Raw genomic sequence first — 26,460 nt, forward strand, 5'->3', positions numbered from 1 at the left:
CATATCGGCTGGCCTGCAGCGACATCGGTGGGCTGAAGCCCACCCTACAACGGATGACCTGGTTTCGTAGGGTGGGCTTTAGCCCACCAGCGGTGGCCGAACATATCGACTGGCGTGCAGTGGCATCGGTGGGCTGAAGCCCACCCTACGGTGGATGACCCGCGGCACCACAATTCAAAGACACAGGTGAAGGACGCGATGAGCTTTCACCCATTGGAGGACATATGAGCCTGCCCAAACAGGTCCGGCTGGTTGAAGTCGGCCCGCGCGACGGTCTGCAGAACGAGCAGCAGCCGATCAGCGTCGCCGATAAGGTATGCCTGGTGAACGACCTGAGCGCCGCCGGGCTGTCCTATATCGAGGTCGGCAGCTTCGTCTCGCCCAGGTGGGTGCCGCAGATGGCCGGCTCTGCCGAGGTCTTTGCGCAGATCCAGCGCAAGGCCGGGGTCACCTACGCGGCGCTGACGCCGAACATGAAGGGCCTGGAGGCGGCCATTGAGGCCGGCGTGAAGGAGGTCGCGGTGTTCGGTGCGGCCTCCGAGGCTTTCTCGCAGAAGAACATCAACTGCTCCATCGCCGAGAGCCTGGCACGCTTCGCGCCGCTGATGGAGGCTGCCCGCGAGCACGACATCCGCGTGCGTGGCTACGTTTCCTGCGTGCTCGGCTGCCCCTACGAAGGTGAGGTGGCGCCAGCCAAGGTCGCCGAAGTCGCCCGTGAGCTGTTTGCCATGGGCTGCTACGAGGTTTCCCTGGGCGACACCATCGGCACCGGCACACCGGGCAAGACCCGCACGCTGTTCGATACTGTGGCCCGCGAAGTGCCGCGCGAACGGTTGGTCGGGCATTTCCACGACACCTACGGCCAGGCGCTGGCGAATATCTATGCCAGCCTGCTGGAGGGCATCGCCGTGTTCGACAGCTCGGTCGCCGGCCTCGGTGGCTGCCCGTACGCGAAGGGAGCCAGCGGCAATGTCGCCAGCGAAGACGTGCTGTACATGTTCAACGGTCTGGACATAGCCACCGGCATCGACCTCGACAAGCTGATCGCTGCTGGCCAGCGCATCAGCCAGCTGCTGGGGCGGGCCAACGGTTCGCGGGTCGCCCGCGCCAGGCAGGCGGGTTAGCGGCACCGATTTTGCTAAACCCTATTCGTTGGGCGGCCATCTATCGGACCACCCGGCACAGACAGAACAACAAGTAGAGGTAATTCATGAACAAGATTTACCCCAGCGCCGCCCACGCCCTGGAAGGCCTGGTCGAGGACGGCATGACCATCGCCGTCGGCGGCTTCGGCCTGTGCGGCATTCCCGAGCAGCTGATCGCCGCGCTGCGCGACAGCGGCAAGAAAGACCTGACTGCCATCAGCAACAACGCCGGCGTCGACGGCTTCGGCCTCGGCCTGCTGCTGGAGACACGGCAGATCAGCAAGATGGTTTCCTCCTACGTAGGTGAGAACAAGGAGTTCGAGCGCCAGTACCTGGCCGGCGAACTGGCCCTGGAATTCACCCCGCAGGGCACCCTGGCAGAGAAGCTGCGTGCCGGCGGCGCGGGCATCCCGGCGTTCTACACCAAGACCGGCTACGGCACGCTGGTGGCCGAAGGCAAGGAAACCCGCCAGTTCAACGGCGAGTGGTACGTGATGGAAGAATCGCTGACCGCGGACCTGGCCCTGGTCAAGGCGTGGAAGGCCGACAAGGCCGGCAACCTGCTGTTTCGCAAGACCGCGCGCAACTTCAACCCGCTGGCAGCGATGGCCGGCGAGGTCTGCGTCGTCGAGGTGGAGGAGATCGTCGAGACCGGCGAGCTGGACCCGGACCAGATCCACCTGCCGGGCATCTACGTGCATCGCATCGTGCACAACCCGAACCCGGAAAAACGCATCGAAAAACGCACGGTGAGGAGCTGAGAGCATGGCCTGGACACGTGAACAGATGGCGCAACGCGCCGCCCAGGAGCTGCAGGACGGCTTCTACGTCAACCTCGGCATCGGCCTGCCGACCCTGGTGGCCAACTACATTCCCGACGGCATGGACGTCTGGCTGCAGAGCGAGAACGGCCTGCTTGGCATCGGCCCCTTCCCGAGCGAGGAAGAGATCGACCCGGACCTGATCAACGCCGGCAAGCAGACCGTAACCGCCCTGCCGGGCTCGAGCTTCTTCGACAACGCGCAGAGCTTTGCCATGATCCGCGGCGGCCACATCAACCTGGCCATCCTCGGCGCCATGCAGGTGTCGGAAAAGGGCGACCTGGCCAACTGGATGATCCCCGGCAAGATGGTCAAGGGCATGGGCGGCGCGATGGACCTTGTGGCCGGCGTCAAGCGCGTCGTGGTGCTGATGGAGCACACCGCCAAGGGCGGTGCGCACAAGATCCTGCCGGCTTGCGACCTGCCGCTGACCGGCCTCGGCGTGGTCGACCGGATCATCACCGATCTGGGCGTGCTGGACGTCACCGAGCAGGGCCTGAAGCTGGTGGAGCTGGCCGAAGGCGTCAGCTTCGAGGAGCTGCAAGAGGCCACCGGCTGCCCGATCCAGCGCTGAAGCCTGCGTGCGGGAAGAACGCAGGAGCATCCCTTGCCCGCCGCGTCTTCCCGCCCGCCCCGAACGCCCCGAGCCGGCTGCGCGCCAGCACTGGCCAGTCACCCAGGTGCCCGTATACTGCGGCATCGACCGGTCCGCCAGCGCGCTGACCAATGGCTTGCCCCCTGTCGTTCGAGGGCACCCTTTCCCGGAGCCGGGCCGCGTGCCTGGCCCTCGCGTTACGCCCCGGCGTAGCGCCTTTTCATTCGGAGTCCGTCATGCAAGACGTCGTCATCGTAGCTGCAACCCGCACCGCCATCGGCAGTTTCCAGGGCGCGCTGGCCAATGTACCGGCAGTCGAACTGGGCGCCACCGTGATCCGCGCCCTGCTGGAAAAAACCGGTATCGACCCGGCCCAGGTCGATGAAGTCATCCTCGGCCATGTGCTCACCGCAGGCGCCGGGCAGAACACCGCGCGCCAGTCCTCGATCAAGGCCGGCCTGCCCCACGCCGTACCGGCCATGACGCTGAACAAGGTCTGCGGCTCGGGCCTCAAGGCCGTGCACCTGGCCGTGCAGGCGATCCGCTGCGGCGATGCCGAGGTGGTCATCGCCGGCGGCATGGAGAACATGAGCCTGGCGCCCTACGTCATGCCCGGCGCGCGCACCGGCCTGCGCATGGGCCACGCACAGATCGTCGATACCATGATCAGCGACGGCCTGTGGGATGCCTTCAACGACTACCACATGGGCATCACCGCGGAGAACCTGGCCGACCAGTACGACATCGACCGCGCCCAGCAGGACGCCTTCGCCGCGCAGTCGCAGCAGCGTGCCGCCGCCGCCATCGAAAGCGGCCGCTTCGATGCCGAGATCACCCCGGTGCTGATCCCGCAGCGCAAGGGCGACCCGCTTGCCTTCGCCCGTGACGAGCAGCCCCGCGCCGGCACCACCGCCGAGTCCCTCGGCGGCCTGCGCGCAGCGTTCAAGAAGGACGGCAGCGTCACCGCCGGCAACGCCTCGACCCTCAACGACGGCGCCGCCGCGGTGGTCCTGATGAGCGCCAGCAAGGCCGAGGCCCTGGGCCTGCCGGTGCTGGCCAGGATCGCCGGCTACGCCAATGCCGGCGTCGACCCGGCGATCATGGGCATCGGCCCGGTTTCGGCCACCCGGCGCTGCCTGGACAAGGCCGGCTGGACGCTGGACCAGCTGGACCTGATCGAAGCCAACGAGGCCTTCGCCGTGCAGGCGCTGTCGGTCGGCAAGGAACTGGGCTGGGATGCCGACAAGGTCAACGTGAACGGTGGCGCCATCGCCCTGGGCCACCCGATCGGCGCATCGGGCTGCCGTATCCTGGTGACCCTGCTGCACGAGATGCAGCGCCGCGATGTTCGCAAGGGCCTGGCGACACTGTGCATCGGCGGTGGCCAGGGAGTAGCCTTGGCCGTCGAGCGCCCCTGAGCGTGGCGTAGTCGCGCGCAGGCTGGCAGATAGGCACGCCCGGTTCGCCGGGCGTGCTCGTGGGTAACCGGAAGAACCATGGCTAAACAGACCTACAGCATTTCCGACCTGGCCAACGAGCTGGATATCACCACTCGCGCCATCCGCTTCTACGAAGAACAGGGCATGCTCTCGCCGACCCGCCGTGGCCAGGAGCGCATCTACTCGCCCAAGGATCGGGTCGCCCTCAAGCTGATCCTGCGTGGCAAGCGCATCGGCTTCTCGCTGGCCGAATGCAAGACGCTGATCGGGCTCTATGACCCCAAGGCCGGCAATCAGAAGCAGCTGAACATCATGCTGCAGATGATCGCCGAACGGCGCCAGCAACTGGAGCAGCAACTGCTCGACATCCAGCAGATGCAACTGGAGCTGGACACCGCCGAAGAGCGCTGCCGCAGCGCCCTGGAAAGCACCCTGGCCAAGCAAGCGGCCAGCTGACCCTTCTCGCTTTTCACCTCTCGTTCGACCGATCAGGCGTCGCGCCACGCGCAATGTCTGATTTTTTTTGTGCGGGCCACCCGCCAATCGGATCGTCCGGAAAAATGGACACTTTCCAGAAATCAAGACATCGCCGCTTCGGCACGCAACCAGTGTCCGCCAGGATGGACATCCGCGCGGGTCTCGAACCTGTGAGTACGACCTCGGGTAATGGCAAGCTGGTGGGCTGAAGCCCACCCTACGAACGCCCGGCTTCGCTGCTGCAAGTGAGCTTCAAAAGCCCGCAACGCGCCGCCAAACGCCGCCCCCCGTAGGGTGGGCTTCAGCCCACCGGCCACGCCAACGCCAGCCAATGACCATCTATCGACGTTCGCGCCTTCTGCCACAGCCTCGCCCGCACCAAAACCAATCCCGCCTTTCGACCCGCCATATGCGATAGGCACAGAACCTGCAAACCACCCTGCGACGCCAGAACAAACCCAAGAACAAGACTGGCGCCGGATCGGCAGCATCGGCTCGGCCTTCGTTCTTGTTCTGGCCTGTTAACACCTGACCCATGGGCGACTCGCGTCCCCTCGGGCACCAGAACAACAACAAGAAGGAAACCTGCATGTCGACCAAGAACAAACTCTCCCGTATCGCCTGCGCCATCGGTGCCACCACCCTGCTCGGCGCCAGCCTGCTCAGTGGCATCGCCAGCGCCGCGGAAAAGATCCGCTGGCAGGTGCCGCTGGCCTTCCCTTCGCATCTGATCGGCCTCTCCACTCCGGTCAAGCATCTTTCCGAATCGCTCAAGGCCGTCTCCGGTGGCGACATCCAGTTGCGCTACTACGAGCCGGGCGAACTGGTGCCGCCGTTCGAGATCATGGATGCGGTGAGCAGCGGCAAGTACCCGGCCGGCTACACCTGGATCGGCTACGACCAGGGCACCATACCGGCCCTGCCGCTGTACTCCGGCGCGCCGTTCAACATGGAGCCACCGGCGCACCTGGCCTGGTACTACCAGGGCGAAGGCAAGAAGCTGCTCGAGGAAATCTACGCCGAGCGCAACATCCATCCGATGCTGTGCAGCATCATCGGCCCGGAAGGTGCAGGCTGGTTCGCCAATCCCATCGAGAAGCTGGAGGACTTCGACGGCCTGCGCATCCGCTTCGCCGGCATCGGCGGCAAGGTGCTGGAAAAGCTCGGCGCCTCGGTGACCATGGTGCCGGGTGGCGAGATCTACCAGGCGCTGGAGCGCAAGACCATCGACGCCACCGAGTTCTCGCAGCCGGCGGTGGACAAGATGCTGGGCCTGGACCAGATCATCAAGAACTACATCATGCCCGGCTGGCACCAGACGCTGACCACCTCGCACCTGCTGGTGAACAAGGACGTCTGGGACAAGCTCGCGCCGGAAAGCCGCGCACTGATCGAGATGGGTTGCGAGTCGGCCACGCTCAAGGGCTTCGCCGAAAGCGAGTGGGCCCAGCCGACCGCCCTGCGTGACTACCAGAAGCAGGGCGTGAAGGCCCAGGTGCTGCCCGAGCCGGTATTGCGCGAGCTGCAGAAGGTCACCGACGAAGTGCTCGACGAGATGGCCGCCAAGGACGAGATGTTCAAGCGCGTGCTGACCAGCCAGCGCGAGTTCATGCAGCACCACTCGATCTGGCACGGCATGGGCTACCTGCCGCGCGATTTCTACAAGTACGACTGACAGCTGCGCGCTGTGGCCTGTGCGGTGAGTGGGTTGAGGCAAGCTCGGATGAACATGGCTCCGAGACTAGGTTCTGCGACGCGTCATAGCTGGAGCAGCAACGCCGTATCGGGGCCATGGGCGCCGAAACTGAACAACCAGACTCACCAAACAGGCCACTAACCAGCGGGTACGGCGACGTGCCCGCCTTCATAACCTGTGTCGAGATTTCGAGGTCGCCGTGTCCTTCAAGCCCGTCTCTCCCGATGCGCCAGCGCCCGACGCGCTGCCGTACAACCGTATCTCGCGACCGCTGGATCGCCTGCTGGTCGCCATCGGCGAAGCCAGCGCCTGGCTCTGGCTGGCGGTTCTGCTGGTCGTGCTGGCCAATGTGTTCAGCCGCTTCGCCCTCTCGCGCGGCTCCATCGCGCTGGAGGAACTGTCCTGGCACCTGTTCGGCGCCGCCCTGATGCTCGCACTCGCCTATGCGGTGGTGCGCGACGACCATGTGCGCGTCGACGTGCTGAGCGAACGCTTCAGCCTGCGCAGTCGCGCCTGGATCGAGCTGATCGCCATCGCCGTGCTGGCCCTGCCGGTGATCGTGCTGATGATCGATGCGCTGATCCCCTACGCCTACAAGGCCTACCTGTACAACGAGCGTTCCCAGGCGCCGAGCGGACTGCCCTACCGCTTCATCTTCAAGAGCGTGCTGCCGCTGGGGCTCGCGCTGGTGGTGCTGGCGCTGCTCTCCCGGGCGCTGCGCTGCAGCACCCTGCTGTTCAATTTCCCGCGGGCCCTGACGGCCCCCTCGGACGAACGCGACCGCGCTCGTTCGCAGCCCTGATGGAGTAGTCATAATCATGGGTCTGGAACAAATCCTCGTCATCGCCATGTTCGCCAGCTTCATGGGCCTGCTGCTGCTCGGCTTCCCGGTCGCCTGGTCGCTGGCCGGCATCGGCCTGGCCTTCGCCGTGCTCGGCTACGTGCTGGTCGAACACTTCGACGCCAACCTCTGGTTCACCTGGGACGGCACCATCGGCGTGCTCGATGCGCGCATCTACGGCATCGTCGCCAACGAGCTGATGGTCGCCCTGCCGCTGTTCATCTTCATGGGCATCATGCTCGATCGCTCAGGCATCGCCGAACGCCTGATGCACAGTCTGGTGCGCGTGCTCGGCCCGTTGCGCGGCGGCTACGCGGTGACCGTGGTGGTGGTCGGCATCCTGCTCGCGGCGTCCACCGGCATCGTCGGCGCCTCGGTGGCACTGCTCGGCATGCTCTCCATCGGGCCGATGCTGCAGGCCAACTACAACAAGAGCCTGGCGGTGGGCACCGCCTGCTCGGTGGGTACGCTGGGCATCCTGATTCCGCCGAGCATCATGCTGGTGCTGATGGCCGACCGCCTCGGCACTTCGGAAGCCTCGGTGGGCAAGCTGTTCATGGGCGCGCTGATCCCGGGGATGATGCTGGCGCTGATGTACATCCTCTACATTGTGGTGGTCGCCTGGCTGAAGAAGGACTTCGCTCCGGCCCCGGTCAACCGGCCGAAACTCGACGGCCGCGCGCTGCTCGACGTGTTCCGCGCCGTGGTGCCGCCGCTGGCGCTGATCTTCGTCGTGCTCGGCTCGATCTTCTTCGGCATCGCCACCACCACCGAAGCCTCGGCCGTGGGCGCCTTCGGCGCGCTGCTGATGGCTGCGGCCAGCCGTCGCCTGAGTCTGCCGGTGCTCAAGGATGCGCTGTACCAGACCAGCCGCACGGCCGCATTCATCTTCGGCATCTTCATCGGCGCCACGGTATTCGCCGCCGTGCTGCGCGGCCTGGGCGGCGACGACGTGATCCGCGCGGCGCTCACCGGCCTGCCGTTCGGCCAGACCGGCGTGCTGCTCACCGTACTGGCGATCACCTTCCTGCTGGGCTTCTTCCTCGACTGGGTGGAGATCACCCTGATCATCCTGCCGCTGGTGGCGCCGGTGCTGTTCTCCATGGGCGTCGATCCGCTGTGGTTCGCGATCCTCTTCGCGCTCTGCCTGCAGACCTCGTTCCTCACCCCGCCGGTGGGCTTCGCGCTGTTCTACATCAAGGGCGTCTGCCCGCCGGGCATCACCACCCGCGATGTCTACCTCGGCGTGCTGCCCTATATCCTCATCCAGCTGCTCGGCCTGGCCCTGGTGTTCTATTTCGCGCCGCTGGCCACCTGGCTGCCCAACGAAGTGTATAGCCCCTGAAAACTACCTACGTTGGCAATACTGCGTTAGAACCGGCCTCTGAATGCTCATTTACAACACGTAAACTCCGCTTCTTCGGCCGCTTCTGCCTTGTCTTGCCTGCCTCGGCAACGTTTTCTCCAGCGTCTCCAACGTCCTCCGGCTGCCTTGCCCGCGGCAGCCGGGGCCAACCATAATCGGTCGCCCCAGAACGGACCCTGACAGCCCATGAGCATTGCCCGCGACGCACTCGACAACCACGGCCTGATCGTCGGCGTTTCGCCGGAACGCTTCCGTGCCGTGGCCATGCCACTGCTGTTCGATCACCTGAACGCGCAGTGCGAGGGCACCATCGCGGTCAACCGCCAGGCGCGCATCGTCTGGATCAACGACAAGTACGCCGAAAAGGTCGGCATCCGCGATCCATCCAGCGTGCTCGGCAAGGAAATCGAGGAGGTGCTGCCGGCCAGTCGCCTGCGCGAAGTGGTGGAAAGCGGTCAGCCGAGCATGCTCGATCTGATGGCCTTCGGCGACGAGCACTTCGTCGTCACCCGCATTCCGCTGCGCGACGAGGACGGCACCCTGGTCGGCGCGCTGGGCTTCGTGCTGTTCGACCGCGCACGGCATCTCAAGCCGCTGATGTCCAAGTACACCAGCCTGCAGACGCAGTTGGTCGCTACCCAGAACGAGCTGGCCAAGGCGCGCCGGGCGCGTTACACCATCGCCGGTTTCATCGGCAACAGCCCGGCCGCCAGCGAGATCAAGCGCCAGGCCCGGCGCGCCGCGCAGCTCGATGCCACCGTGCTGCTGCGCGGCGAAACCGGCACCGGCAAGGAGCTGCTGGCCCAGGGCATCCACAACCTGTCGCCGCGGGCGCGCGGGCCGTTCGTCGCGGTCAACGTCGCGGCGATTCCGGAAAGCCTGGTCGAGGCCGAACTGTTCGGCACCGCCCCCGGCGCCTTTACCGGCGCCGACCGCAAGGCGCGCATCGGCAAGTTCGAAGTGGCCAACGGCGGCACGCTGTTCCTCGACGAGATCGGCGATCTGCCGTTGCCGTTGCAGGCCAAGCTGCTGCGCGTGCTGCAGGAGCAGGAGGTCGAGCCGCTGGGCTCCAACCAGGTCAAGGCGCTGAACGTGCGGGTGATCGCCGCGACCCATATCGACCTGGAAGCCAAAGTCGCCGCCGGCCAGTTCCGCGACGACCTGTACTACCGGCTCAACGTGCTGGCGCTGCGGGTGCCGCCGTTGCGCGAGCGCAGCAGCGATATCCCGGCCGTGGTCGAGCACCTGCTCGACGACATCGCCAACCGCTCCGGCCAGCCGCCCATGGAGCTGAGCCCGGAAGCGCTGGCACTGCTCTGCACGCAACCCTGGCGCGGCAACGTGCGCGAGCTGGGCAACCTGCTCGAACGCGCGCAGCTGTCCGCCGACGGCCCGCAATTGCAGGCCGCGCACCTGCTGCCGCTGCTCGGCGACCAGGCGCGTTCGGCCGACGCACCGGCGCCGCAGACCATGCCAGCCCCCGACAACCAATCAGCGCCCGCGGCAAGCCTCGACGAGTTGCCGCTGCAGCCGCTGGCGCAGACCCTCGCCCAGGCCGAGCGGCGCGCCCTGCAAAGCGCGCTGCTGGCCTGCAAGGGCAACCGCCGGCGCGCCGCGATGGAGCTCGGCATCTCCCGCGCCAGCCTTTACAGCAAGCTGCAGCAACACGGCCTGAGCCAGCGCTGAGCCTGCTGCGAGCTGTCTATCGCGAGCCTTGCAAGGCTCGCGACGCGGCAATGTCACAACGGCTGATCTACATTTGTGGCGAAGCGGCCGATATCCGGCAGCGCCAATCGGGACGAGCGAAGATGACAGACGATGCAGGCAAACTGGTTCTCAGGCTGGCAGTCGGCGTACTGATACTGCTGCACGGCATCCACAAGCTGCTGCACGGCGTCGACGGCATCGCCGGCATGCTCGCCGGCATGGGCCTGCCGACAATTCTCGCCTACGGCGTTTACCTGGGTGAGGTGGTCGGGCCGCTGCTGGTAATCCTTGGCGTTTACACCCGCCTCGGCGGCCTGCTGATGCTGGGCAACATGGTGATGGCACTGGCCCTGGCGCACCGGGCCGAACTGTTTTCACTGGGCTCGATGGGCGGCTGGGCGATCGAATTGCAGGGGCTGTTCCTCTTCGGCGCCCTGGCGATCATGCTGCTCGGCGCCGGACGCTACAGCGTCGGCGGGCTGAACGGCCGCTACAACTGAACCTCGCCATGTCCGGCGCCGCGGACAGTTGTCCAGCGCGCCGGACATGGGCGCTGGCCCGACCCGCCATTGCCGGCATCCCTCGCATCTCCCGCCACCCCGCCTTTTTCTCGCGCCAGAGCCGTTGCCAACCCCGGCGGCGACCGGTCATCGCCTGCGCCTGCCGCGTCCCGGCCAATGGCATGGCCTTGGCTTGAGCGGTCATGCGCCTGACCGGCGCGCCGGCCCGACAACAAGAAAGAGGAAGCCCCCATGCACCCGTCATCGTTCAATCCGCTCGTGCGCTGCAGCCTGCCCCTGGCCTCGCTCGCCATGGCGCTGCTGGCCAGCCAGTCCGCCCAGGCGGCAAGCTGCACCGAACTGCTCGGCCACCAGATTCCGGCACAGGCCATCGGCCTGCCCACCCAGGGCGCGCGCATCACGGCAGCGACCCCGGTGGCCGCTGGCGGCAGCGCACCGCAGACCTTCGGCGCACATTGCGACCTCAGCGCCGAGATTCGCCCCATCGATCCCGCCGCGCCCGTCATCCGCATGCGCCTGGTGCTGCCCGAACAATGGAACCGCAAGGCGATGATGTTCGGCGGTGGCGGCTACAACGGCACGCTGCCGAACGTCGCCGGCAACGTTCCTGCCGGCCCGCTGGACCAGCCCACCCCGCTCGGCCGAGGCTACGCCGTGTTCGGCAGCGACTCCGGGCATGTCGCCGATCCGCTCAGCCCCGGCGCCTTCGCCTGGAACGACGAGGCCCTGGCCAACTATGCCCACGACGCGCTGAAGAAAACCCGTGATGCCGCCGTCTACCTGATCGAACAGCGCTACGGTGCCGCGCCCGAACGCAGCTATTTCGCCGGCGGCTCGACTGGCGGGCGCGAAGCGCTGGCGGTAGTCCAGCAATGGCCGACCGACTTCCACGGCGCCATCGTCCTCTACCCCGCCTACAACGCTTTGGCGCTGGACCTGCAGTTCGGCCGCATCACCCGCGCGCTGGCCCAACCCGGCGCCTTTCCCAGCCTGGAGAAACGCGCCGCGCTGCTGGAGGCGGCCATGCAGGCCTGCGACAAGCTGGATGGCGTACGCGACGGTGTGATCAGCCACCAGGCCGCCTGCAACGCGCGCTTCGACCCGGCCCGCGCCAGGCTCGACGGCAAACCGCTGCGCTGCCGGGGCGGCGCCGATACCTCGCCGCGCTGCCTGTCGGATGCGCAGATCCGGGCGCTGCGGGTGTTCAACACGCCGATCCGCTTCAACTTTCCACTGGCCAGCGGCGAAACCCACTACCCCGGCTTCAACACCTGGGGCACCGACCTCGGTCGGCCGGGCGAAGGCGTGCAGCTGGTGGTCAACCGCCTCGGCCTCAACACCCTGCAGCCGGGCTACCCGATGCCCGTGCACGGCACCGGTTTCGCCGAGGGTGCGCCCTACCATTCCGGCTTCTGGGATGAATGGGTGCGCTTCTTCGTGACGCGTAATCCCACCTTCAACTCGCTGACCCTCGACCCGCAGAACCCCGGCCCGTGGCAGGCGCGCATCAGCGAGCTGTCGCTGCGCCAGGACGTCAACCGTACCGACCTGTCCGCCTTCGCCGAAAACGGCGGCAAGCTCCTCATGGCCCACGGTACATCCGACCAACTGGTGAGCACCCGCGCCACCGCCGAGTATTACCAGCGCGTGCGCCGCGACATGGGCCCGGGCAAGACCAAGCACTTCCTGCGCTACTACGAGATCCCCGGCTACGGCCACGCCGCCAGCACCGTATTCAATGCCACCTGGGATTCGCTGACCGCGCTGGAGGACTGGGTCGAGCGGGGCCGTGCCCCTCGCCGGCAGATCGTCGTCGACAGTGTCGGCGTACCCGGTCGCACCCGCCCACTGTGTGAGTACCCCGGCTGGCCGAAGTACGTCGGCAAGGGCGACGTCAATGCCGCCGCAAGCTTCGTCTGCGTACAGAGCCGCAAGGGCACGCACTGAGCCCTGAACTCGGCGCCGGCCGCAGCAGCCGGCGCCGACGGCAGTCCGCCGCACTGGACACCCCCCCGCCGAATGCCGCCGCCCGCCATACATGTCCATCCCGGCGGACGCCGACCGCTCACCGTTCTGACCCACCCGCCTCGCCAGGAACAGGCTCTGGCATGCGGCTTTGCGGCCGATGGCCAGGCACCTGCCAGCACTGGCATGGCATTCGCTCTATGCCAGACCGCCGCGCCAACGCGGCCAAGAACAACAACAAGAGGAAATACCATGCGACTGCACCACAACACCCTCTGCCACATCTTCCTCGGCAGTGCCGTGCTGATTGCCGCCACCCCCGCCAGCGCCGCCTTCATCGAAGACAGCAAGGCCAGCATCGATCTGCGCAACTTCTACATGAATCGCGATTTCCGCTCCGGCAACGGCCAGTCCAAGGCCGAGGAATGGGCCCAGGGCTTCATGCTGAAAATGGAGTCCGGCTACAGCGAAGGCCCGGTCGGCTTCGGCCTGGACGCCATCGGCCTGCTCGGCGTGAAGCTCGATTCCGGCTCCGGTCGCGGCGGCACCGGCCTCCTGCCAAGGTCGGCTTCCGGTGAACCGGCGGACGACTATGGCACGGCGGGCCTGACCGCGAAGGCCAAACTGTCCGCCACCACGCTGCACGTGGGGACCCTGCAACCGGTGATTCCGGTGCTGATGCGCAACGACAGCCGCCTGTTGCCGAACATCTATCGCGGCGCCTGGCTGCAGAGCAAGGAAGTCGACGGCCTCACGCTGGATCTCGGCATGCTGGATCGCACGAGCTACCGCGACTCCTCCGATTACCAGGAGATGACAGTGTTCAACGGCGGGCTGCGCAACATTACCTTTGGCAGCAATACGACCAGCGACGAGTTCCGCTTCGCCGGCGGGCGTTACGACTGGTCGCCGCAGTTGGCCACCAGCTACTACTACGGCGGGCTGGACGGTATCTACGATCAGCACAACTTGAGCCTGGTCCATGTCATGCCACTCAGCGAGTCGCAGAGCTTCAAGACCGACCTGCGCTACGTGCGCTCGACCGACGACGGTGGCAGCAATGTCGACAACGATGCCTTCGGCGCGCTGTTCACCTACAAGCATGGTGGTCACGCCTTTACCGGCGGTTACCAGCACATGAGCGGCGATACCGGCTTCGCCTACGTTGCCGGAGGCGACAACGCGCTGATCAACCTGCTGCAGATCAACGACTTCGGTAACCAGGACGAACGCTCCTGGCAGGTCCGCTATGACTACGACTTCGCCGCCATGGGCATTCCCGGCCTGAGCCTGATGACCCGCTACGTCTCCGGCGACAACGTCGACCGTGGCGCCGGCGCCAGTGAAGGCAAGACCTGGGAGCGCAACACCGACATCGCCTACGTCATCCAGAGCGGCCCGCTGAAGAACCTCGGCTTCAAGCTGCGCAACGCCACCACGCGAAGCAACTTCCAGAGCGATCTGGACGAGAACCGCTTCATCGTCGGCTACAGCCTGCCGCTCTGGTAGGCAGCACGCCGCAGCACCTCTCCTCGTCGGACTTCGCCGGGCCCCCGCGCCCGGCTTTTTTCCGGGCATGAAAAAGGCGACCCGCGGGTCGCCCGTTTCCAGCCTGCCGCCTCGCCTGTCGGCTCAGCTCTGCCGTGTATTGCGCCGCAGGACCTCGCCCACACGCTCGGCGCTGTACATCCGCTTCGCCTCATCGCTCGGCTTGTGCCGAATGTCCAGCATCACACCGGCGCTGATCGCCAGCACACAGACCACAACCGATACCGCCGTCAGAAACGTATTCATCGCTTGCCCTTGATCCAACCAGAAAACCGCCGGCGGAGATGCCCCTCGCCAAATGGCGCCGATTCTGCGCCGCCCATATAGCGCGGTCAACGCCCGGATACAGCGCCCCAGCCCCCGCCTAAAGCGGCTCCCGGGACCATTGCCGAGCGCGCAGCGAACGGCTTCAGGGCAGCGCAAACTGCAGACCGGCCAACGCGAAATGCGCGAACACCGCCCAGCCGATGGCACTCAACAAGCCAAGCACCGAATAACCGACCACGATCCCCAGCGCAATCTGCTTCCACAGCCCGGCATGAGGATCCCGGCCATGGGCGCTTGGCTCCACGAAACGAACATCCCGCTCGGCACGGATTTCATCGAAACGGTCAGACATGGTTTACCTCGGTAAACGGGAATGGCGGATGGCGGAACAAAAAAGGCGGCTAGCTTTGGCTAGGCGCCTTTGAATGTCTAGTGCGGGGCGACTAAACGCGAGGTTGAGCGTTATGAATCACCCGCCTAGCGCCCTGGTAGACAAGAGAGGCCCATAAATCAGGGCTTTCAGCCAGCCGCCAGCTCTACTGGTCCATAGCTTCTCAGAAAAATAGCCTAGTGTAGTCACCTCATGCGAGGTGCCTTCCCTAGCGTGCTCCACGAGACATCCGATAGTCGGCCTACGTTGAAATACAGTATATTCTAGAAAGTGGCGCATTACGGCTTCACTTCTAATCAAATAGAATTAATTTGGTGGTGTGGCATGAGTCAAGATAGCTTGGGAAACTTAGATGACGAGGATTATTCGGCTTCAGACTTGGTGTCTAAGCCATGGAATCCGAAAGATATAAGAATTACAACTAAGACCTTTAGCATTCGGGAAGTTTATACCCAGATATTAGAGCGCGAGCTTGATTTGGCACCTGACTTTCAGCGCGCATTCGTGTGGAGGAGTGCTCAGCAAGTAAAGCTTGTGGAGTCTATATTATTGGGCATACCTCTCCCAGCATTTTACTTTAACCAAGATAATGATGGTAATTTTCAGGTTATCGATGGTGTTCAGAGGCTTACTACAATCCGTCATTTTATGTCAGATGAATTAGAGCTGACCTCAGATGGCGTTGATTACTTGAAGTCTTTAAGTGGTTTGCGCTTTTCCACGCTAGACGGTGCGACTCGGCGACGCTTTGGGTCTACTCAAATAGTGGCGCACGTTATTGAGCCTCAAACCCCTGACGAGGTTAAGTACGACATTTTTAGTCGTGTCAATACTGGGGGGAGCCAGCTATCTCCCCAAGAGATTAGGCATTGCATGAGCAAAACAACGTCGCGCACATTGCTTAAAAACCTAGTGGAGTCTAGTAGTTTTGACGAGGCTACTAATTGGTTTTTTTGGCGGCGTGACAATAGTGGCAACTGGTACCGAGATAACCGTAGGATGGCTGATCGAGAAATGGCTCTCAGGTTCTGTGCGTTTTATGGAGAGCCCATAGCTGAGTATGCGCTCGCATCAAGCCTGAATGCGTTTCTACTTGATTTCACACGGAAACTTGATGAGGGGAGATTGAGCTCCGGGTTGAAAGTTGATGACCTATGCGTTGCTTTTGATCGTGCAATGAGAAATTGCAATCATATTTTAGACGATCATGCATTCCGAAGACCTGCTCAAGATGGCCGCCGAGGGCCATTAAATAGAGCGGTTTTTGAGTCTCAGGCGTTAGCCTTGGCTGATTACGAGCTTTCCGATTTACTGCCGTATAAGGAAGAGCTACGGCAAGGTTTTTTAGAACTATTTCATCAAATTAATTACGATGGTGCGGTGCGGGCCGGTACCGGCGACTACCGAAAGGTATTAGTGCGTCTCGAAGAACCAAAGAGCATGGTTAAAGGTATTGTCAGATGATAAATAGCTTACGTATTAAAGGCTTTAAGGCCTTCAATGAATCAAGTTTTAGAATGGCGCCCTTGACCGTGCTTTCAGGTATAAACGGGTCTGGCAAGACTTCTTTAATTCATTCGCTGCTTGTTCTGAGTCAAGCAACTGAAAGAGATGATGGCATAGTTTCACTGAACGGACCATTTCATCTCGAGTTAGGAAGTTTTGGCCTACTTCAAAACTGGAACTCAGATCATGTCATGCTGGGCTTTGAACTTGACTCTGAATTTTTTTCTTGGGAGTTAAAAGGGGCAGAGGCATCTCTTTTTGCTGAAGCAACTGGTCCGAATATTTACCCTTCTATTCTCGCTCGTGACGCTCGAGGGTTTCAGTATATTTCTGCTGAAAGGTATGGTCCGCGAGGAATCTTAGGTTCATCAGCAATTCATCCGCGAGATTTAGAGGTCGGAGTTAAGGGAGAATATAGTGCGCATGTCCTATATGCTTTAGATAGCCTTAAGGTTGATGGCAGTCGGGCTCCGGCAAACTTTGCTGAAGAGACACATTTGTTAAAGCCTTTGACTGAGGCGTGGCTTTCGAGGGTAACTCGCCCGCTGCAGATTGATACAGAAGCGCATCCTGCATTAACTGCGTTTTCTCTGCGTTTTAGAGACCCTGATGGCGAGTGGGTTGGGGCGCCCAATATGGGATTTGGTGTTACATATTCCCTCCCAGTGATTTTGGCTGGGCTAACGGCAGCGAATGGTGGAATACTCGTTATTGAAAATCCAGAGGCTCACCTGCACCCCGCAGGTCAATCTCAGATGGGTGTTTTTTTAGCAACCATTGCAGCATCGGGCGTGCAGGTTGTCGTGGAAACGCACTCGGATCATGTTGTAAATGGAATAAGGCGCGCAATTGGGGAGCACAAGATACTAAGCTCTGATGATGCGATAGTTCATTACTTCCCTCTTGAGGGCGAGGTAGAAGAGTTGCTTTTTACCGAGGTCGGCGGCGTTGATAAATGGCCGAAAGGTTTCTTTGACCAGTACCAAATGGATATATCGGCCTTAACCAAGACTCGGAGATCGAGGTAGGGAATGATATTTGCACTGGATGAGTCAACCTTTCTGCTTGACGGTATACCTAATGAGTCCTGTCTTGAGCTGCTGGAAGATTACCTTGATCTAATTGACATGGCTATCGAGGGTGGCTGGCAGGTATTTTATTCTGCTGACTTATTTTCTAATGTCGTAGGGTGGGGTTTTAGCTTCTACGAGCTATACTCAGAAGCAAGTCCATTGTTCATACCTATGGAAATTCGAGAGCGAGTGGCTGCTGCCTTTTCTATCCTGCAGCGTTGGGACGATGGTGATCTTCCAGATCCATTGGAAGTGGTGATTAATGATAGCCTGCTTTTTGCGCCGACTGTGGCATGGATGGCGACGAAGATTTTAGGCGGCGAAAATGCCTCCTGCCTTGTGTTCAAATCTGCGAGGCGAGAAGGTTTCCAACCTATAGTTTTCAGTGAAAAGCAATTTTCTGCCTTTTTTGTTTCTGATGCCGGGTCTTATAGAGAAGCCTTTAGGAAATCTATAGTTAGCAATTGCAATAATTCGTCACTACTGGAATGTTATTCAACATCTGCCTTTCCAAATTTGAGATTTGTGGATGGAGTTTTTTCCGGAATTAAGGATATGTCTAAGCCGTACCTCAACATGTGCGCCCCGATAGTTCATCATCTTTCCGCGCTTTCGGATTTTGGGCGGGAGATATTTTCAGGCGATAGGGTGGAGGTATCGGGTCGTTTTGGTGCGCTGGGCGTAAATATTACTGATGAAAATGGAAACACCAAGCATGATGCAAAGGCGATGGCCCAGCGCCGCAAAGACTTCAAAGGTGATCTTTTAGAATTTACTTGGCATAGCAAGTTAGCGCCTGACAGGGATCGCATCCATATTTGCCCTGACAAGCTCCAAGAGGAAGGCTATATTATTGTCGGTATATTTTGTTATCACTTGAAGTGATTTGGCTACCTGCATAATCCTTTTTTAGGGCATGCCAGCGCTTAGCCAAAAATTGGCAGAATGGCCACTAATGCATCATGGTAGACGGCCAAACATCGCAGCCACGGTCACGCCTGCTTTCAGCAGTGCACGTTCAATATCCATATCCGTCCCCTCCTCCTATCCTTCGGGCGTACCAGCGCCTAGCTACTTCCTGTGTGATCGCTATCCCGCGTTTGGATTGGCCAAGTTTCGGTTGGCTTCGTCGTAGTCGGGCCTTGTTTGGCCAATTTCCGGCTGCACTTCGCCGGTCAGCAGCCACCAACGAAAATCAGGGAACACTCGCCCGAGGATCTCGATTTCGTTCGCGCCGATTCGGGCCTTTCCTCTCTTGATGCTCTGCCACCGCACATAGTCAGTGCTGCCAGCTTCAGCCAGTTGCCCGAGGAGTGCAAGCGCTCCACCAACAATCACACCTACCCCGTCGCCCTGCTCTGCTTGGTGACCGGTGCACGCTGGGATGAAGCCGAGTCGCCGACCCGTGCCGCGATTTACGGGGGCAAGGCCCATTACCACCGCACCAAGAACCGCCAGTCGAGATCAGTGCCCATTCCGAAGGATGTCGAGGCTTTGGCATTGAAGGTGGGCATGCCTGGAAACGGTCGGCTATTCATGCCCTGCCGGTCGGCTTTTCGGTGTGCCTACAGGCGCTGTGGCTTCGACACGCCGGGCCAGATGACCCACATTCTGCGACATACCTTCGCCAGTCATTACATGGCTGGTGGCGACATTCTCGGCCCGCAACGAATCCTGGGGCACTCGTCGATCACGATGACCATGCGCTATGCGCATCTGTCGCCGGATCATCTGGAATCGGCGCTTCGCCTATCTCCACTTATCCAAAGCGGCCATGCGGTGGTATCCGCTTAACGTGCCTGCAGATATGCTATCAATGATTTCATTGGATTCACTCGGAGGTTCTATGGCCAGCATTACGATCCGAAACCTTGACGACGACCTGAAGGCGAAGTTGCGCGTTGTAGCTGCTAGCCATGGGCGTTCGATGGAAGAAGAAGCCCGAATCATCCTTCGGCAAGCCCTGTCGCGGCAGGAAAAGCGTGGTGGGCTGGGTACTCGCATTCACTCCCGTTTTGCTGCGGTCGGCGGTACGGATCTCGCCTTGCCTGAGCGAAAAGATAAGGCCCGAGCAGCGAGCTTCGATGAATGATCCTGCTTGATACCAATGTGCTGTCCGAGCTGATGCGAGCCAAGCCAGCGCCGCAAGTAATTGAATGGGTCGACGCCCAGCCAGCGAGCGAGTTAGCGATCAGTGCGATAACTGTCGCAGAGATACTTTATGGCATTGCCAGAATGCCGGACGGCACGCGCAAACAAGGGCTGCTCGACATAGCCTCGGCCATGTTTGACGAAGATTTCGCCGGCAATATTCTGCCGTTCGATGCAGACGCAGCCGTCCACTATGCAGAGATTGCCGCCGTAACCGAAGCGAAGGGGCGGATAGTAGATATGGCAGACGCGCAGATCGCTGCGATTGGACGGCTACACGATGCAGTCATCGCAACTCGCAACACCCGTCATTTCGAGCCATTGGGGGTGGCTTTGATCGATCCCTGGAGCGGGCGGGGGTAACAGGATTTCGTCTGTAGACAGGGTGTAGTCACTCGGTAGTCACCGGCACAAACAAAAAAGGGGCTAGCTTTCGCTAACCCCTTGTTTTGTCTGGTGGCTACACCGGGACTTGAACCTGGGACATCAGCATTATGAATTTATGGCTCTGTTTTTCCTGGCTTGTTGTGCCTAGGAAATACGCGCCATTCGTTGCACTTTTTCCGTCCGGCGCTATCGCTACTGCTTGGCTTTAGCCGTCTACCGGACACCTCGCCATACTTCTTCACGGGGCGTCCCATTGCCATCTTCCTGTGCAATAGCTGCGCATGCCGGTTACTCCATTCGTAGTCGCGGACTCTGTGCTGCCGATCTGATCTTCGACGGCCAGTCGCAGACCGTTGTTTGCTCCGGTACCGCACCGGGCGAACGAGCCGATGAGCGAGGTGCTGAGCGAAGAGGCGAGGCTCGTCCGGTGCGTTCTGCCGAGGTAGCCAGCGATTCTAGGCTGACAGTCGTTGCTTCCGGCAAGCCTGGCCACCTCTGGTGACGTCCCTGTAGCACGTCAATAACCTAGCCCATGCGATTGTCAATAACGATCAATAAAGGTGGTTTCGTATAGCGCAGGCCGGCTGAGTGGCAGCTTGACAGCTTCGAGCATGGCACCCTATATATATATATAAAACATATATAGGGTTTATGTATGAGCGATAGCAATAGGCGACTGTGCATCGACTACCTTATGGCCATCGTTGGCACTAGAGGTTCGGCGAAGCATCACTACGGCATCCTTTCTACCGATGGCAGGCGAAGCTTGCTTGTCGAGGCTAAGGCTTGGGATGCACGCCATCGCATTCCGCAAGGCATTATCTCCAGTCCCTCCGCACCTCCCCTTGTTGATCAGCCTGTGAAGGCAAGCAAGCCGCTTGCTGCCTCAAAGCCTGTATCGCTACAGCCATCTCCCGCTTCCCCCCAAAAGGTGCCAAGGCAAAAGAAAACGATGTTTTCTATTCTGTTGCCTCCTGCTGATCTTGAGTCGCTGAGGGGGCTTGCCGATGAGACGGGGGAGACGGTCGCCTACCACGTGCGGGAGGCGATTAGACGCTATCTGAGGGCTTCTAAGAGGGATCAACTATGAGCAATGTGGATATCATCCGCCCGTCCCTAGATCAGCTTATGTCGCTCCTGGGTAGCTGGATTGTTTGCGGCTATTACGATGAATCCAGTGGGGAGAAGTATGAGTCGAGCCCATGCCAGTTAGTGGGGGCTTTGACTGCGGCTCCTGGTACCAATATGCAGCATCAGATTTTTTTGGATAGCTGGGTGGGTGGCCAGCCTGCTGCTGGTTTTGAGTATGAGGTTGATCTGAGTGAGGTTAGGTATATTCGGACTATCGATCCACCTGCGCTTGCCCTATCAGGCCGGGTGAGCGAGGCGGACTAGCGTAGTCTGTCCGGCTCGATCACCCGGCAAGCAAGCGCAGCGCGCTAGAGGCTGGGCAAGAACTGGGCAATTAGCGGACACTGCCCAAAATAAAAAAGGGGCTAGCTTTCGCTAACCCCTTGTTTTGTCTGGTGGCTACACCGGGACTTGAACCTGGGACATCAGCATTATGAATGCTGCGCTCTAACCAACTGAGCTATGTAGCCAAGTGGCGCGCATTATTCTCTGGTCCGTTGGGCCTGTCAACCCTGCCCCTGCAGATTTTTTATCCTTTTCAAACGCTTAGTTACGAACGGTCGGGGCGCACAGGTCGGGCCGCTCAGATCGCGGGGCTTGGGCCGGGCCGCGCGGGTCATCGCGTGAGGGTCATGGGCCCAGCCTTGGAGTGGGGCCATTCGCGGCCAAGGCCGCTCCTACAGTCCGGCAGCGTTGCTCGACGGGTCTCGATGCCCCACCGCCGCGACGCAAAGCGCCATGGCTTAGCGGAATGATGGACGGGTCGCCAGCAGCAGGCCGGCGAAGATCAGGGCGCCGCCGATCCAGTGGAAGGTGCGCAGGGCTTCGCCCAGCAGCAGCCAGCCGAGCAGCGCGGTGAACACCGGCATCAGGTACATGACCATCGTCGCCCTGCCGGCACCGACGGTCTTCACGCCGTGGTTCCAGCCGACGTAGGCCACCAGCGAGGCGAACACCGCGGTGTAGCCGATTGCACCGAGATTGGACGGGGTGAGGGCGAAGCCCCCTACCCGGCTCAGTTCGAGCAAGTAGAACGGCAGGATCAGTGGCAGGCCGAGCAGCATCAGCACGCCGATCAGCACCAGCGGCGGAACCATCAGGTGACCGGCCCAGCGCCGCAGCAGCAGCGTGTACAGCGCCCAGGCCAGCACGGCGAGCAGCATGATCAGGTCGCCACGCTGGAACGACAGGCTGCTGAAGGTCTGCCAGCTGCCGCGACTGATCAGATAGAGCAGCCCGCCCGCCGCCACGGCCATGCCGAACCAGGCGCGGCGCAGCGGCCATTCGCCGAGCAGGAAGCCGGCGCCGATGAAGGTGGCCAGCGGCAGGCAGGTGTTCACCAGCGTCAGGTTGATCGCCTCGGTGCTTTGCGCGGCGGTATAGAGCAGCGAGTTGTAGCTGGCGATGCCGAAGGCGGCGAGCACCGGCAGGCGCCAGCCGGCGGCACGCAGGGTGGCGCGATGCGTCCAGATCCCGCGCGCGACGAAGGGCAGCAACAGTGAAGTGGCCAGTACCCAGCGCCAGAATGACAGGCTCAGCGGCGGGATGCTGTCGTGGAAGGCACGCCCGACCAGGGCGTTGCCGCTCCAGCAGAGCACGGCGATGAGCAGACCGGCGAACGCCGGGCCTTGTCGGATAGCCATCAGCGCAGTTGCGGCGGACGCAGGCGGTATTGCGGGGGCAGTTGATCCAGCCCGCTCACCGTGACGTTGAGGTTTTTCCAGATGCCATCCTTGATGCCGTAGATGCAGCCATGCACGGACAGCGGCTGGCCGCGGTGCCAGGCGTTCTGGACGATGGTGGTGTGGCTGACGTTGGCGACCTGCTGGATGACGTTCAGCTCGCACATGCGGTCGACCTGCTCGTCTTCGGTGGCCAGCTTGGCCAGCTGCACGCGGTTTTCGTAATAGAGGTCGCGGATGCTGCGCAGCCAGCCGTCGATCAAGCCCAGCTGGTCGTCGCGCATGGAGGCACGTACGCCGCCGCAGCCGTAATGGCCGGTGACCAGGATGTGTTTGACCTTGAGCACGTCGACCGCGTACTGGATGACCGACAGGCAGTTGAGGTCGGTATGCAGCACGACGTTGGCGACGTTGCGATGGACGAACAGGTCGCCCGGCAGCAGGCCGACGATCTCGTTGGCGGGCACGCGGGCATCGGAGCAGCCGATCCACAGGTATTCCGGCACCTGCTGCTTGGACAGTTTCTCGAAGAAGGTGGGGTCTTCTTCCTTGATCGCCTCGGCCCAACGGGCGTTGTTCTCGAACAGCGGATCCAGCTCGCTCATCTTTGTGTCCCTATGGCTCGGCCCCGCACCTTACGAGCCGATCAGGGCTTTGACAAGCCAAGAGCGACTCGCACGCCGTCACTCGGGCTCGACCAGCACTTCGGGCTCGATGACGGAGGGGCTGGGCAGGGAGACGAACGAGCGCAGGTCACGCAGGAAGTTGTCGCGCCAGGCATCCAGATCGGCGGCACGAATGGCACGCATCATGTGCTCGTAACGATCCTTGCGCTCGGCCAGGGGCATGCTCAGCGCTCGATCCAGCGCTTCGGCCATGCCGACGCAGTCGTAGGGATTGACGATCAGTGCCGAGGTCAGCTCGCGCGCGGCTCCGGCGAAACGCGACAGCACCAGCACGCCGGGGTCCTGCGGGTCCTGCGCAGCGACGTATTCCTTGGCGACCAGGTTCATGCCGTCGCGCAGCGGCGTGACGAAACCGACATCGGCGGTGCGGAACAGGCCCATCAGCACGCGCCGGTCGTAGCTCTTGTTGAGGTAGTGCAGCGGCGTCCAGTCGAGGTCGGAGAGGCGCCCGTTAAGGTGCCCGGCCTGGCTTTGCAGCTGTTCGCGGATGTGCTGGTAGGTGCGTACGTCGGAGCGGGAGGTCGGTGCGATCTGCAGGAACTCGACGTTGTTGCGGTGCGTCGGATAGCGGTCGAGAAACTCTTCGTAGGCACGGAAGCGTTCGACCAGGCCCTTGGAGTAGTCCAGCCGGTCCACGCTGATGATGGTCTGCCGGCGCTTGTCGCTGGCACGACGCATGGGGTGGGCGCGGCCCTTGTAGTTCTCGGCCAGCCGCTGGATCTCGTCCGGCACCACGCCGATGGGATAGACGCCGGCGCGAAAGTTCTGCCCGTAGGCGGTCAGGCTGCCGTCCGGCTCGATGACGCCGCGCACCTCGCGGGTGATGTAGTCCTGGAAGGCCAGGCGGTCGGTATCGGTCTGAAAGCCGATCAGGTCGTAGTAGCAGAAAGTCTTCAGCAGTTCGTTGTGCGGCGGGATGGCGGTGAGGATTTCCGGCGCCGGAAACGGGATGTGCAGGAAGAAGCCGATGCGGTTGCGGATGCCCAGCTGGCGGCAGGCCTCGGCGAACGGGATCAGGTGGTAGTCGTGAATCCAGATGATGTCGTCGGGCTTGAGCAGCGGCTTGAGCTTCTCGGCCAGCATGCCGTTGACCCGGCGGTAGCCGTCGTACTCCTCGCGGCTGTAGCGCGCCAGGTCGATGCGGTAGTGGAAGATCGGCCACAGCGTGGCGTTGGAGAAGCCGCGGTAGTACTGGTCGTAGTCCCGTTTGTTGAGCGGCAGCGTGACGTAGGTGATGTTGCCCACTTCCTCGGTGTCGATGGTCGGGGTCGCACTGATCTCGCCGCTCCAGCCGAACCAGATCCCTCCGGCCTGGCGCAGCGCGTCGTAGACACCGACGGCCAGCCCTCCGGCAGCCACCTTGCCCGGCTTGATTGGTGCCACCCGGTTGGAAACCACTACTAAACGGCTCATGGCAGAAATCTCGCTCTAGTCTGATTTTGTTATGGGCCCGGCCGATTCGCCGAGATTCGTCGCCAGCGCGCTCAGCCAGACGCCGACTGCCGCGACCGATTCCAGTCGCTCGCCCGCCTCGCTGGGGCCTTCGCCAACCTTGATGGAGCGCCCGCCGAGCGCATTGACCGCGGCGAAGCCGGCCTCATCGGTGAGGTCGTCGCCGAGGAAGACAGGGGTGCGCCCGGCGAAAGGTGCCTCCTGCATGAAGGCGCGAATCACCTCGCCCTTGCTCGCTCCGCGCGGCTTGAGCTCGAACACGCACTTGCCCGGCTGCAGGGTCAGCACTTCGGCGTAGCGCTGGGCGAAGTCCTCGGCCAGCGCACGGGCAACGGCCTCCAGCTCCGGCGCCTGGCGGAAATGCAGGGCGAAGGCGACGCTCTTGTTCTCCAGATGCAGGCCGGGATGCTCACGGCAGACGTGCTCCAGCTCACGCTGGATCAGTTCCAGCGCGCGGACGTCGAGCGCCAGGTTGCGCAGCTCGCCTTCGGCATTGCGCCGTTCGGCGCCATGCACGCCAGCAGCAGGCAGCTTCAGCGGGGCGAGCAGTGCATCGAGCTGGGCGAGCGGTCGCCCGGAGATGACGGCTACCGGCACGCCATCGGTAGACAGCCGTGCCAGGGCCGCGAGGGTGGCCGGCGGAATGAAGACGAGTTCCGGTCGCGGCTGTATCTCAGCCAGCGTTCCGTCGACGTCGAAGAAGAAAGCACAGTGCCGTGCCTCCAGCGCGGGTTGGTCGTTTTGATCGTTCATGCAGGTTAGGACTCCAGATCACGCGCGGAGGTTCGTCCATTTTTCACAAGACCCTCAGGCATTTACTGCAACGCAAGAGGATGGACCCGAATGCCGCGATCGGCCAGCGAACGGGCCTGAATCTTCGCCGTGCGGCCGGGTCACAAGCTGCAAGACCGACGTTCTGACAGGAGACGATCATGAGCGATCAGAAACCCTACACCCCGACGGAAATCGACGACACCGAGGACCGCATGGGCTCAATCGAACAGCTCGATTTCGATCAGCGTCGGGACGAGCGCAAGGGCCGCGTCGGCGACGAGGTCCCCGGAGAGCAGGTTGCCGACCAGTTCCCGGCGGAACGCGCAGCCGAGGCTGGCATGACGGAGGGCGAAGTGCTGGATGGCGAAGCCACCATGGACGACATGGCCCCGGAAACGCTGATTCCCGAGGATGGTGGCCGCTCGCCGAACGAACGCGGCCATGGCGGCCCGACGGATCAGGATCTGAGCGTGGTTTCCGAGCACGAGATCGGCGCGGACGTGGACCTCGACGAAGCCGAACTGGGCCGTTACGACCCGCTGGACGGCAAACCCTGGGATGGCCCCGCCGAAGGCGATGAAAACACCGGCCTGGGCGGCGGCGATGCCCTGCTGCGCGAGGACGACAGCGTGCTGTCCGACGAGGAACTGGAAGGCGAAGCCCCGCTGGATTCGGGCAGGGACAAGCGGCCGGGGGAGTAGAGCGAGCCATTCACCGCACCCGGGAGGCGAAAGCGACATGGCCCCGGAGCTCACAGGCCGCCCCGGCCGCGGGCGTAGGGTGGCAGCAAGCGGGCGTAGGGTGGATGTCGCTTTTTACATCCACCATGACGCGAGCAT

At 62.2% G+C, this 26,460-nt stretch carries 26 protein-coding genes, 1 tRNA gene and 1 pseudogene; 20 read left to right on the forward strand and 8 right to left on the reverse strand.

Annotated features, from left to right (window positions below; genetic code table 11):
* Positions 1-224 precede the first annotated feature (224 nt).
* From B597_RS28400 to B597_RS28455, 12 genes are all read left to right on the forward strand, one after another.
* Complete coding sequence (locus B597_RS28400) at positions 225-1,124, forward strand: hydroxymethylglutaryl-CoA lyase (RefSeq protein WP_003294551.1); 900 nt, start codon at positions 225-227, stop codon at positions 1,122-1,124.
* Positions 1,125-1,210: 86 nt separating this feature from the next.
* Entirely contained in the window at positions 1,211-1,906 is a 696-nt protein-coding gene (locus B597_RS28405; protein WP_003294550.1) for a CoA transferase subunit A, read from the forward strand.
* A 4-nt stretch (positions 1,907-1,910) separates the two neighbouring features.
* Positions 1,911-2,540, forward strand: coding sequence for a CoA transferase subunit B (locus B597_RS28410; protein WP_003294548.1), 630 nt, complete (start codon positions 1,911-1,913; stop codon positions 2,538-2,540).
* Between the two features lie 257 nt (positions 2,541-2,797).
* Entirely contained in the window at positions 2,798-3,979 is a 1,182-nt protein-coding gene (locus B597_RS28415) for an acetyl-CoA C-acetyltransferase (RefSeq protein ID WP_003294546.1), read from the forward strand.
* A gap of 78 nt (positions 3,980-4,057) precedes the next feature.
* On the forward strand, positions 4,058-4,456 hold the full coding sequence (locus B597_RS28420) for a MerR family transcriptional regulator (RefSeq protein ID WP_003294544.1): 399 nt from the start codon (positions 4,058-4,060) through the stop codon (positions 4,454-4,456).
* Between the two features lie 610 nt (positions 4,457-5,066).
* On the forward strand, positions 5,067-6,152 hold the full coding sequence (locus tag B597_RS28425; RefSeq protein ID WP_003294542.1) for a TRAP transporter substrate-binding protein: 1,086 nt from the start codon (positions 5,067-5,069) through the stop codon (positions 6,150-6,152).
* Between the two features lie 220 nt (positions 6,153-6,372).
* Positions 6,373-6,975: a TRAP transporter small permease subunit gene (locus tag B597_RS28430; protein ID WP_003294541.1), complete on the forward strand. Its 603-nt coding sequence runs from the start codon at positions 6,373-6,375 to the stop codon at positions 6,973-6,975.
* A gap of 16 nt (positions 6,976-6,991) precedes the next feature.
* A complete protein-coding gene (locus B597_RS28435; protein WP_003294540.1) occupies positions 6,992-8,359 on the forward strand; it encodes a TRAP transporter large permease in 1,368 nt (455 codons plus the stop codon).
* Between the two features lie 207 nt (positions 8,360-8,566).
* On the forward strand, positions 8,567-10,066 hold the full coding sequence (locus B597_RS28440; protein ID WP_024161729.1) for a sigma-54 interaction domain-containing protein: 1,500 nt from the start codon (positions 8,567-8,569) through the stop codon (positions 10,064-10,066).
* Positions 10,067-10,188: 122 nt separating this feature from the next.
* Positions 10,189-10,587, forward strand: coding sequence for a DoxX family protein (locus B597_RS28445; protein WP_024161730.1), 399 nt, complete (start codon positions 10,189-10,191; stop codon positions 10,585-10,587).
* Between the two features lie 252 nt (positions 10,588-10,839).
* Positions 10,840-12,555 carry a tannase/feruloyl esterase family alpha/beta hydrolase gene (locus tag B597_RS28450; protein ID WP_003294537.1) on the forward strand — a complete coding sequence of 572 codons (1,716 nt, stop codon included), beginning with the start codon at positions 10,840-10,842 and terminating at the stop codon, positions 12,553-12,555.
* A gap of 270 nt (positions 12,556-12,825) precedes the next feature.
* A complete protein-coding gene (locus B597_RS28455; protein WP_003294535.1) occupies positions 12,826-14,082 on the forward strand; it encodes an OprD family porin in 1,257 nt (418 codons plus the stop codon).
* A gap of 123 nt (positions 14,083-14,205) precedes the next feature.
* Here B597_RS28455 and B597_RS47270 read toward each other — a convergent pair whose 3' ends face one another.
* On the reverse strand, positions 14,206-14,367 hold the full coding sequence (locus B597_RS47270) for a hypothetical protein (protein WP_003294534.1): 162 nt from the start codon (positions 14,365-14,367) through the stop codon (positions 14,206-14,208).
* Between the two features lie 163 nt (positions 14,368-14,530).
* Positions 14,531-14,740 (reverse strand): hypothetical protein, encoded by a 210-nt coding sequence (locus B597_RS28460; protein ID WP_003294532.1) that lies wholly within the window; start codon positions 14,738-14,740, stop codon positions 14,531-14,533.
* A 363-nt stretch (positions 14,741-15,103) separates the two neighbouring features.
* Here B597_RS28460 and B597_RS46225 point away from each other — a divergent pair, with 363 nt between their 5' ends.
* The 3 genes from B597_RS46225 to B597_RS46865 are packed head-to-tail and all read left to right on the forward strand — an operon-like array spanning position 15,104 to position 18,243.
* Positions 15,104-16,243: a DUF262 domain-containing protein gene (locus B597_RS46225; RefSeq protein WP_082321459.1), complete on the forward strand. Its 1,140-nt coding sequence runs from the start codon at positions 15,104-15,106 to the stop codon at positions 16,241-16,243.
* Positions 16,240-17,313, forward strand: a complete 1,074-nt coding sequence (locus B597_RS46230) for an AAA family ATPase (RefSeq protein WP_031323218.1) — start codon at positions 16,240-16,242, stop codon at positions 17,311-17,313. The genes B597_RS46225 and B597_RS46230 overlap by 4 nt, the downstream gene beginning before the upstream one ends.
* Before the next feature lie 3 nt (positions 17,314-17,316).
* Positions 17,317-18,243: a hypothetical protein gene (locus tag B597_RS46865; RefSeq protein ID WP_152028131.1), complete on the forward strand. Its 927-nt coding sequence runs from the start codon at positions 17,317-17,319 to the stop codon at positions 18,241-18,243.
* 204 nt (positions 18,244-18,447) lie between these two features.
* Here the strand turns inward: B597_RS46865 and B597_RS46870 are convergent, their stop codons facing one another.
* Positions 18,448-18,696 carry a DNA-binding protein gene (locus B597_RS46870; RefSeq protein WP_226924954.1) on the reverse strand — a complete coding sequence of 83 codons (249 nt, stop codon included), beginning with the start codon at positions 18,694-18,696 and terminating at the stop codon, positions 18,448-18,450.
* Between B597_RS46870 and B597_RS28470 the strand changes: the two are divergent.
* From B597_RS28470 to B597_RS47960, 4 genes and pseudogenes are all read left to right on the forward strand, one after another.
* Positions 18,658-19,152, forward strand: a pseudogene (locus B597_RS28470) (tyrosine-type recombinase/integrase); the annotation flags it as partial. The gene B597_RS46870 and the pseudogene B597_RS28470 overlap by 39 nt on opposite strands.
* A gap of 52 nt (positions 19,153-19,204) precedes the next feature.
* On the forward strand, positions 19,205-19,450 hold the full coding sequence (locus B597_RS28475) for a FitA-like ribbon-helix-helix domain-containing protein (RefSeq protein WP_003294527.1): 246 nt from the start codon (positions 19,205-19,207) through the stop codon (positions 19,448-19,450).
* On the forward strand, positions 19,447-19,872 hold the full coding sequence (locus B597_RS28480) for a type II toxin-antitoxin system VapC family toxin (protein ID WP_003294526.1): 426 nt from the start codon (positions 19,447-19,449) through the stop codon (positions 19,870-19,872). The genes B597_RS28475 and B597_RS28480 overlap by 4 nt, the downstream gene beginning before the upstream one ends.
* 976 nt (positions 19,873-20,848) lie before the next feature.
* A complete protein-coding gene (locus tag B597_RS47960) occupies positions 20,849-20,986 on the forward strand; it encodes a ribbon-helix-helix protein, CopG family (protein WP_003294524.1) in 138 nt (45 codons plus the stop codon).
* A gap of 434 nt (positions 20,987-21,420) precedes the next feature.
* On the opposite strand, the gene B597_RS28490 is transcribed toward B597_RS47960, so the two are convergent.
* The 5 genes from B597_RS28490 to otsB form a co-directional block, all read right to left on the reverse strand.
* Positions 21,421-21,497: transfer RNA gene (locus B597_RS28490), tRNA-Met, on the reverse strand.
* A gap of 273 nt (positions 21,498-21,770) precedes the next feature.
* Positions 21,771-22,670: a DMT family transporter gene (locus tag B597_RS28495; protein WP_024161732.1), complete on the reverse strand. Its 900-nt coding sequence runs from the start codon at positions 22,668-22,670 to the stop codon at positions 21,771-21,773.
* Positions 22,670-23,314 (reverse strand): carbonate dehydratase, encoded by a 645-nt coding sequence (can, locus tag B597_RS28500; protein ID WP_003294519.1) that lies wholly within the window; start codon positions 23,312-23,314, stop codon positions 22,670-22,672. Before can ends, B597_RS28495 begins: the two co-directional genes overlap by 1 nt.
* A gap of 78 nt (positions 23,315-23,392) precedes the next feature.
* Positions 23,393-24,808, reverse strand: coding sequence for an alpha,alpha-trehalose-phosphate synthase (UDP-forming) (otsA, locus tag B597_RS28505; RefSeq protein ID WP_024161733.1), 1,416 nt, complete (start codon positions 24,806-24,808; stop codon positions 23,393-23,395).
* 15 nt (positions 24,809-24,823) lie between these two features.
* Positions 24,824-25,600, reverse strand: coding sequence for a trehalose-phosphatase (gene otsB, locus B597_RS28510; protein ID WP_003294516.1), 777 nt, complete (start codon positions 25,598-25,600; stop codon positions 24,824-24,826).
* 179 nt (positions 25,601-25,779) lie between these two features.
* Between otsB and B597_RS28515 the strand changes: the two genes are divergently transcribed.
* Positions 25,780-26,322, forward strand: a complete 543-nt coding sequence (locus B597_RS28515; RefSeq protein ID WP_003294515.1) for a hypothetical protein — start codon at positions 25,780-25,782, stop codon at positions 26,320-26,322.
* The last annotated feature ends 138 nt before the right edge of the window (positions 26,323-26,460 follow it).

Source organism: Stutzerimonas stutzeri KOS6 (assembly GCF_000307775.2).
Taxonomy (GTDB): domain Bacteria; phylum Pseudomonadota; class Gammaproteobacteria; order Pseudomonadales; family Pseudomonadaceae; genus Stutzerimonas; species Stutzerimonas stutzeri_B.

Coding starts and splice junctions, on each gene's coding strand:
- B597_RS28400 (WP_003294551.1), top strand. CDS start 225: ATGAGCCTGCCCAAACAGGTCCGGCTGGTTGAAGTCGGCCCGCGCGAC.
- B597_RS28405 (WP_003294550.1), top strand. CDS start 1,211: ATGAACAAGATTTACCCCAGCGCCGCCCACGCCCTGGAAGGCCTGGTC.
- B597_RS28410 (WP_003294548.1), top strand. CDS start 1,911: ATGGCCTGGACACGTGAACAGATGGCGCAACGCGCCGCCCAGGAGCTG.
- B597_RS28415 (WP_003294546.1), top strand. CDS start 2,798: ATGCAAGACGTCGTCATCGTAGCTGCAACCCGCACCGCCATCGGCAGT.
- B597_RS28420 (WP_003294544.1), top strand. CDS start 4,058: ATGGCTAAACAGACCTACAGCATTTCCGACCTGGCCAACGAGCTGGAT.
- B597_RS28425 (WP_003294542.1), top strand. CDS start 5,067: ATGTCGACCAAGAACAAACTCTCCCGTATCGCCTGCGCCATCGGTGCC.
- B597_RS28435 (WP_003294540.1), top strand. CDS start 6,992: ATGGGTCTGGAACAAATCCTCGTCATCGCCATGTTCGCCAGCTTCATG.
- B597_RS28440 (WP_024161729.1), top strand. CDS start 8,567: ATGAGCATTGCCCGCGACGCACTCGACAACCACGGCCTGATCGTCGGC.
- B597_RS28445 (WP_024161730.1), top strand. CDS start 10,189: ATGACAGACGATGCAGGCAAACTGGTTCTCAGGCTGGCAGTCGGCGTA.
- B597_RS28450 (WP_003294537.1), top strand. CDS start 10,840: ATGCACCCGTCATCGTTCAATCCGCTCGTGCGCTGCAGCCTGCCCCTG.
- B597_RS28455 (WP_003294535.1), top strand. CDS start 12,826: ATGCGACTGCACCACAACACCCTCTGCCACATCTTCCTCGGCAGTGCC.
- B597_RS47270 (WP_003294534.1), bottom strand. CDS start 14,367: ATGAATACGTTTCTGACGGCGGTATCGGTTGTGGTCTGTGTGCTGGCG.
- B597_RS28460 (WP_003294532.1), bottom strand. CDS start 14,740: ATGTCTGACCGTTTCGATGAAATCCGTGCCGAGCGGGATGTTCGTTTC.
- B597_RS46225 (WP_082321459.1), top strand. CDS start 15,104: ATGAGTCAAGATAGCTTGGGAAACTTAGATGACGAGGATTATTCGGCT.
- B597_RS46230 (WP_031323218.1), top strand. CDS start 16,240: ATGATAAATAGCTTACGTATTAAAGGCTTTAAGGCCTTCAATGAATCA.
- B597_RS46865 (WP_152028131.1), top strand. CDS start 17,317: ATGATATTTGCACTGGATGAGTCAACCTTTCTGCTTGACGGTATACCT.
- B597_RS28475 (WP_003294527.1), top strand. CDS start 19,205: ATGGCCAGCATTACGATCCGAAACCTTGACGACGACCTGAAGGCGAAG.
- B597_RS28480 (WP_003294526.1), top strand. CDS start 19,447: ATGATCCTGCTTGATACCAATGTGCTGTCCGAGCTGATGCGAGCCAAG.
- B597_RS47960 (WP_003294524.1), top strand. CDS start 20,849: ATGTTTTCTATTCTGTTGCCTCCTGCTGATCTTGAGTCGCTGAGGGGG.
- B597_RS28495 (WP_024161732.1), bottom strand. CDS start 22,670: ATGGCTATCCGACAAGGCCCGGCGTTCGCCGGTCTGCTCATCGCCGTG.
- can (WP_003294519.1), bottom strand. CDS start 23,314: ATGAGCGAGCTGGATCCGCTGTTCGAGAACAACGCCCGTTGGGCCGAG.
- otsA (WP_024161733.1), bottom strand. CDS start 24,808: ATGAGCCGTTTAGTAGTGGTTTCCAACCGGGTGGCACCAATCAAGCCG.
- otsB (WP_003294516.1), bottom strand. CDS start 25,600: ATGAACGATCAAAACGACCAACCCGCGCTGGAGGCACGGCACTGTGCT.
- B597_RS28515 (WP_003294515.1), top strand. CDS start 25,780: ATGAGCGATCAGAAACCCTACACCCCGACGGAAATCGACGACACCGAG.